Here is a 2,755-nt window from a genome sequence, read left to right as displayed (position 1 = left end):
GCTTCTGCAACGTTGGTCGTCTTCATGACTGAATGTTTTTGTGGGTGCCCGAATTGCGCATGCGGCCAATTCTCTCGCATGGTTCGCTGCGCGCGAATCAGGATCGGACATGGACCCGCTAATAAGCGGTGGTCCTAATCAGTTTAAGTCGGAGCGCCGCCGCATTTATGACAGACCGCGGCCGAAGAAATTTACTTTTGCGAAAATTGAAGTAAAAGTTCGGACCTTTCCCTTCGCGGCGCCGCCTGGCGCGGTGCGGCGCGATTGCGCCACCGTTTTCCGATTCGATTATTGCACTTTAGGACAGAGTATCTTCGCGACTTTGCTGTTTCTGCGTTGATGCTTCGTAGATATTCTCCAGCCATCGATCGCGCCGTGATCGCGAAATTTTCACTGAGTCGAGGACTGTCACCATGAAACGCGTTGTTGCCACCCTGATCGCTTCCGCCACTCTGCTGGTTATTTTTTCGGGCGTCGCCGATGCCGCTGCCCCGTCTTCCTCCTCCCCGGCGCAATGCCAAGGTCCGGCAAATTATTGCAACGTGTTCTTTGGTCGCTGAGAGAGTGAGTTGGATTGGCGCAAAGCCGTTAGCGGCCAGAAGACTTGCAACTGCAAGCGTAAGGCCACGCTGAAGGCGCCACTCGGTTCGCCAGAATCGCCAAAAATGGGCGCCCCTACGGCGCCCATTTTTCATGCGAAGGCGCGCACGGCTCTTGATGTTTCGACTGAACTCACTGCGGGACTTTCCCACCCACCCCCGATCTCGCTGCACGCCGCGTAACTACGCGAGTCGCACCGCTAACCGTCTATCCGAAATGTCCCGGGTTCGACGCCCATACGTGCTACAGTGAGCCAGCCACTTGCAAGATCTCTCGCGCGCTTACGTCCGCTAGCGAAAGCCACGCCTCACTGCGCTCCCCGGATCGAACAGGATCCCTTTCTTCCCGATGTATTTAACTGGCCGCTGCGTTGGCATGTCGCGGCGATGCTCGCTTGCACGCATCGATCGCTTCTGATCCAGACCGGATCCCGCTTACGCCGCAGCGCTGCCCACGAGGCACGTCATCAATCGGAGGACTTGCATGAACAACACCATTCGAAGCTACCGCGGACTAGAGATTTATCCGTTGGTCTATCCGCATCAGCCGCGTAGTGCGGATGGTGCGCGTCACTACGATGCCGGCTTCGATGCCGCGGTAAAAATCAGCCGGCGCGGTACGGACAATATGCCGTCGACAAGCCGCGTGTTTCGCGTACCCAGTACGTCTCCGTTCAGCACCACGGGCGGCGCGCGTATGGCGTCGGCGAATTATGCGGAACAGGTCATCGACGGTATGGTGGCGGGTCAATCGATCGTGGGCCTATGAGTCGAGTAGCGATGCCCGATTCCACCATAGCGCGTCGTCAAGCGGCGCACGAGCAGCCATCACGCCCAGGGCGAGAGAATTATCACGTCGCAGTGTCGTCGCGCCGTACCTCGAGTGGCAATGTGCCCACGCTCAAGGTCACGCGTCTGAGCGACGCGCGGGTGATTTACCCGTTCCAGGGCCACGCCGATATGCCGTTCTTCACGAGCGCGCAGGATGCAGAGGAGTTCGCGCAGGAGTACGGTCTGAAGCTGGTGGATGGGGATATTGCAGTGCCGGAATGATGCGGGATTTGTCGGTGGTTCATCACGCGATTAATCTGCGCAATCGAGACTCATCGCCGGATCCTCGGTGGAAAACAACGGATTCTTAAGAAAACGGGCGTTTGCCTTAATTCGTCTCAAGCCGAAAGCGTGCTTGACAGGAAAGGCAAACCTCCCAGTTATCCACAAGGTTATTCAGTGAAATTGTGGATAACTTCCGGGCGCGCCGGGTTATCCACCGGCCAGCGTCGGCGGAACGAGAGCGCCTCGTGTTTTTCTGTACCGAGGCGCGGGAGTTTTCCATCATTCATGCTTCGATCTGCCGGACTACCCGTACCGGCGGCGTCGCGCCGCCGGTGTCCAGGCGTCCATTCGATACCTCAACAATGACTTCTTCGGCCTAAACGTGATGATGTCCCGTCACGCGATCCCAGCCGTGACGCACCGCCGCCTTGAAGCGTTCCCACGTGTCCGCGCTGCCCGGCGAAGTGGATTCCCAGTGACGCCGTGCTTCCGGTTCGACGTCGTCCCACGGACGGTCGCGGTACTGTGCGTCTCGCCCAATGGCGGCGCCGTATCGATAGGCTGGGACGTAATCCTCATAGCGCTCGTCGCCGCTCGCGTACAGTTCGTCGTAGTGGTTGCGGAAGTCCTCCTCATATTCGAGGAACTCGTCCGGCATCGCTTCACCCACCGTGGCGTCCGGGCGTCTTGCAGCCGGCGCCGTGTCGACCGGCATGAAGACAGCGCCAAATCCCGGCGCACTGCCGGCGGCGATGGTGTTCAAGGTGGCCGCTTCGCTGAGCGGCTGCGATCTGGGTGCATCGTCAAGCCGGCTTTCCGTTCGGTAGTCAACTGGCGGAGTACGCAGCGGATCAGCGGCCGGCGGGATCGCATCCACCCGTGGAGCGGTTGCACCCATCCCAAGCTCGTCGAGCATCGAATGCTCGCGCCCAATGTCCGGATCTTGCAGGTCAGCGTCCCAGCCCGGCAGACGTTCGCCGACGTCCGTCGCGCCCAGCCTGGTTAGCGTGTCGCGCGCGAGCTCGGCGTGCGATTCGCTTGCCGCATTCACGCACACAAGGACCGCGCCGCGCCGCACGGCGTCGGTGTAACGCTGCGCC

General features: G+C 60.1%; 4 protein-coding genes. 3 read left to right on the top strand and 1 reads right to left on the bottom strand.

Annotation, left to right across the window (positions count from 1 at the left end):
- The first annotated feature begins 413 nt into the window (after positions 1–413).
- The 3 genes from WCA85_RS24240 to WCA85_RS24230 all read left to right on the top strand — a co-directional run bounded on the left by WCA85_RS24240 (position 414) and on the right by WCA85_RS24230 (position 1,652).
- Positions 414–560, top strand: coding sequence for a hypothetical protein (locus WCA85_RS24240; protein ID WP_424067391.1), 147 nt, complete (start codon positions 414–416; stop codon positions 558–560).
- Positions 561–1,083: 523 nt separating this feature from the next.
- The gene (locus tag WCA85_RS24235) at positions 1,084–1,368 is read left to right on the top strand and encodes a hypothetical protein (protein WP_424067390.1); all 285 of its coding nucleotides are present in this window, start codon (positions 1,084–1,086) and stop codon (positions 1,366–1,368) included.
- Positions 1,369–1,379: 11 nt separating this feature from the next.
- Positions 1,380–1,652 (top strand): DUF6723 family protein, encoded by a 273-nt coding sequence (locus WCA85_RS24230; RefSeq protein WP_424067389.1) that lies wholly within the window; start codon positions 1,380–1,382, stop codon positions 1,650–1,652.
- 379 nt (positions 1,653–2,031) lie between these two features.
- Here the strand turns inward: WCA85_RS24230 and WCA85_RS24225 are convergent.
- Positions 2,032–2,755: hypothetical protein (locus tag WCA85_RS24225; RefSeq protein ID WP_424067388.1), on the bottom strand; the 724-nt coding region annotated here is incomplete at its 5' end.

It is taken from the genome of Paraburkholderia sp. (assembly GCF_049581445.1).
In the GTDB taxonomy this organism is placed as follows: domain Bacteria; phylum Pseudomonadota; class Gammaproteobacteria; order Burkholderiales; family Burkholderiaceae; genus Paraburkholderia.
This window is presented reverse-complemented; position numbering and strand designations above follow the sequence as displayed.

Coding starts and splice junctions, on each gene's coding strand:
- WCA85_RS24240 (WP_424067391.1), top strand. CDS start 414: ATGAAACGCGTTGTTGCCACCCTGATCGCTTCCGCCACTCTGCTGGTT.
- WCA85_RS24235 (WP_424067390.1), top strand. CDS start 1,084: ATGAACAACACCATTCGAAGCTACCGCGGACTAGAGATTTATCCGTTG.
- WCA85_RS24230 (WP_424067389.1), top strand. CDS start 1,380: ATGCCCGATTCCACCATAGCGCGTCGTCAAGCGGCGCACGAGCAGCCA.